This window comes from Fulvivirga sp. (assembly GCF_040220315.1).
Classification (GTDB): Bacteria; Bacteroidota; Bacteroidia; order Cytophagales; family Cyclobacteriaceae; genus Fulvivirga.
Window position 1 is genome coordinate 1 of record NZ_JAVJUY010000022.1, and the last position, 3,357, is coordinate 3,357.

The window sequence follows — 3,357 nt, forward strand, 5'->3', positions numbered from 1 at the left end:
AGTTCATTATTTAAGCTGGCAGATGCGATGTAACTGCCATCCGGTGAATAGGCTACTTTATTGATAATATCTTTATGCTTTTTAAGTTCTCTTGGAATAAACTTGGTTGTGCCCTGATCCAATTTGTTCATATCAAAAACCAACACATTTCGTTGGTCAGATGCCACAGCGAGAGATTGCGTTTTGTCATTGAATGATATATTCGTAACCCGCGTGCCCACCTGCAAAGAAGTAACCTCTTTCATCGTGTGCGACTCTGCCACTTCCCAAATTTTAATGGTGCCGTCATCACTGCCGCTGGCAAGGTATTTACCACTCCCGGTAAAATCAAGTGAATTAATTACGTTGCTATGGCCTTTAGCGGTACCTACCTGCACGCCTTTTTCAATATCTACGAGAATGATGTGATTACTTTCTTCGTCAGCCACAGGGTAGCCAGCAGCAGCTAAATACTTCCCATCCGAACTAATGGCAGAGGCATAAAGCATCCCTTCTGGGCCTTTACCAATTTGTGATTCAAATTTTTTAACTAACTCTCCAGTGCGAGCATCCCACACACGTATGGTTTTATCTTCTGATACAGAAATAATCTGCTGACCATTAGGTGTAAAAAGTATGTTGAAAATCTTACCGGAATGTCCCCCAGAATTAATTACAATTCGGGGCACACCAGATTTGCTAAATGCATGAAGCGACATTAGAGATAGCCATACTATGAGCACATTTCTAATTGTGGATTGTATATTCATGATGGTTGGTTTAGTCTTCTATGGGGATGATAAGTAAATCTAGTTATTTTTAAGTACTTTGAAAAGACTTATTGTAACCGTAAAACCCTGTTGATCATTACCTTTATGAACTATGCAGCTAAGAAATAAACTAACATCAATAGTATTATGGTCAGTGATTTCTGCTGCATTTATTGGGCCCGGTACCCTTGCAACTGCTACCTCAGCGGGTTCACAATTTGGCTTTCAATTAATTTGGCCATTGGTATTTTCAACTATTGCCTGTTTAGTTATTCAGGAAATGTCGGCCAGAGTTACGATAAGCTCAGGAAAGCCGCTAGGTAAATTAATAGTTGATCTCTACAGTAGACAATGGATTGCCTATATCATAGGCCTCATGGTGATTACAGGATGTTTGGCATATCAGGCAGGAAATATTTTGGGTGCCGTAAGTGGGGTTAGCCTTGTTTTTGCTATCGATAAGCAGTGGGTAATACTTGCCCTAGGCATAATCATTTATCTTCTTATTTCGGCAAATAGCTTTGAGGGTTTGCTGAAATGGCTTGGGTACTTGGTTGCACTTATGGGAATAGTATTCCTTTTTATGGCTTTTAGTACGGACTTCTCAACTGATGAAGTAATGCATAGTTTTATCCCTGCTATTCCCGAAGGTTCTTCCTGGTTGGTAATAGGTCTTATTGGTACTACTATCGTGCCTTACAATATTTTTCTGGGCAGCGGCATAGGTGAGGGTCGATCTATCAATGATATGAGATTTGGCTTAACAATATCAGTTGTCCTTGGCGGGATTATATCCATTTCAATTTTAATTATTGCTACTAACATGGAAGGAAATGTTAGCTTCCTGGATTTAGCTAATTACCTGGGGTCAACATGGGGCCAGTGGGCGTATTATCTGATGGGGTTTGGTCTATTTGCAGCCGGCATAACCTCGTCTATTACTTCACCTGTAGCTGCATCATTAATAGCTAAAAGCATTTACAGCGGGAGAAAATACAAAAGCATCATTTACACCAGGATCTGGCAGATCATATTAGTCTGTGGATTGGTTTTCGGGTTGCTGGAAGTGCAGCCAATACCTATTATCGTGGCAGCCCAGGCATTCAACGGTTTACTACTACCAGTACTGGTGAGCACACTTTTTTTAATAGCAAATTCTAATAAATTAATTGCGAAGAGTTATTTAAACTCGAGTTTAACGAACCTATTATCACTCCTTATTATTGATGTGGTTACCGTTGTAGGCTTTCGTGGATTACATGGTGCAGTGGTCAAAATATGGCCTTCTCTCATGCTAACCAGTGTTCAGGTACTTTTTGTAGGGCAGGGTATTGCACTCGTTTTGGTGGCTTACTTGATTGTAAAATTAAGAAAATTAAAATCTCAGTAAGTTTCAACTAGTATATTGGTTATATCAATTTTAGATAGCTCCTTCAATTTGCCTTGCTTGTAGGCTTCACCAATATTTTCTAATGCCAGATTCTTTTCCATTGGCTCATAATTCATATAATCAACAAACCTTACACCATTAACCATACGTGGGTTGTAAGCCTCCCTAAACCGCATACCACCACCATCTACCAGATAGCTATATGCCAAATAATCGATATAATTTGTTTGTGTATTTATCCAGTAGATAAAAACGTCATCATGATCTTTTCCGCCACCATCTATATCAAAAGTGACTTCAATTTTGTGATATACAGTTTTATTTATTGATTCTTCACCCAAGTACTTTTTATTCACGGCTGCATCGTTTAATCGATAGGGTAAGAGAGCAAAATAAAATACAGAATTAATGGAATTTGAATACTTGAAAGCCATGCTATCGGCTACTGCCACAACCTGCCCGTTTACCTCTCTGATAAATCCGTCATTGGTAACAACGTCCCTTACTACCTGGTCTTTTTCATTTTCCCACAAGCGTACCATTTCATACATTCCTCCTTTCTGTTCGATGCCATATTCTGTGTTTCTAAAAATAAATTCAACTTTTGAATTGGCTAACTTGTCAGATCCTGACGCAGCCATAGCAGCATCTATTACCTCTTGAGGATTTTTCACGCTATTGCATGAATAAAACGTGGCTAAAAAAAATAAAATCCAGTATTTCATATCAATTGCAATTAATTAGATGAGTAGCTTTACGGATGGAGTCATGACAAGTTTAATTTATCATTAACCTTGCCATATTGAAGACAATTTGCTTTGAAGTTAATCTTATTTCAAACAATTTTGAATCTTCATGAGACTTTTTTGAGACGAGCAAACGCTAGTGGAGCAACTTTACCCCTTAAAATTTAAGACCATTCCCAAAGATAAAATCTGGGGAGGAACGCGCCTACGTGAGATGTTGGGTAAAGCAACATCATCTGATACATGCGGTGAAACCTGGGAACTATCGTGTGTGAATGGTGATGTTTCTGAAGTATCTGAGGGGCCATTAAAAGGTGCTTCTTTAAGAAAACTGATCCAGGAATATAAAGGGATGTTATTAGGAGAAAAGATTTTCTCAAAATATGGTGATGAATTTCCCTTACTTGTCAAATTCATTGATGCCAATAGAGACCTTTCCGTTCAAGTACATCCGAATGAAGAACAGGCCAAA

At 38.6% G+C, this 3,357-nt stretch carries 4 protein-coding genes; 2 read left to right on the top strand and 2 right to left on the bottom strand.

Features of this window, described 5'->3' with window-relative positions:
- Positions 1 to 749 (bottom strand): WD40 repeat domain-containing protein (locus RLO81_RS00800; RefSeq protein WP_350105817.1); only part of this gene is annotated, 749 nt, incomplete at its 3' end.
- Between the two features lie 112 nt (positions 750 to 861).
- Here RLO81_RS00800 and RLO81_RS00805 point away from each other — a divergent pair.
- Positions 862 to 2,139 (top strand): Nramp family divalent metal transporter, encoded by a 1,278-nt coding sequence (locus RLO81_RS00805; protein WP_350105820.1) that lies wholly within the window; start codon positions 862 to 864, stop codon positions 2,137 to 2,139.
- On the opposite strand, the gene RLO81_RS00810 is transcribed toward RLO81_RS00805, so the two are convergent.
- Positions 2,133 to 2,864, bottom strand: coding sequence for a DUF6503 family protein (locus RLO81_RS00810; protein WP_350105823.1), 732 nt, complete (start codon positions 2,862 to 2,864; stop codon positions 2,133 to 2,135). The genes RLO81_RS00805 and RLO81_RS00810 overlap by 7 nt on opposite strands.
- A 160-nt stretch (positions 2,865 to 3,024) precedes the next feature.
- On the opposite strand from RLO81_RS00810, the gene RLO81_RS00815 reads away from it, so the two are divergent.
- Positions 3,025 to 3,357: type I phosphomannose isomerase catalytic subunit (locus tag RLO81_RS00815; protein WP_350105826.1), on the top strand; the 333-nt coding region annotated here is incomplete at its 3' end.

Excerpts from the sequence above, each read along its gene's own strand:
- RLO81_RS00805 (WP_350105820.1), top strand. The coding sequence starts at position 862 with ATGCAGCTAAGAAATAAACTAACATCAATAGTATTATGGTCAGTGATT.
- RLO81_RS00810 (WP_350105823.1), bottom strand. The coding sequence starts at position 2,864 with ATGAAATACTGGATTTTATTTTTTTTAGCCACGTTTTATTCATGCAAT.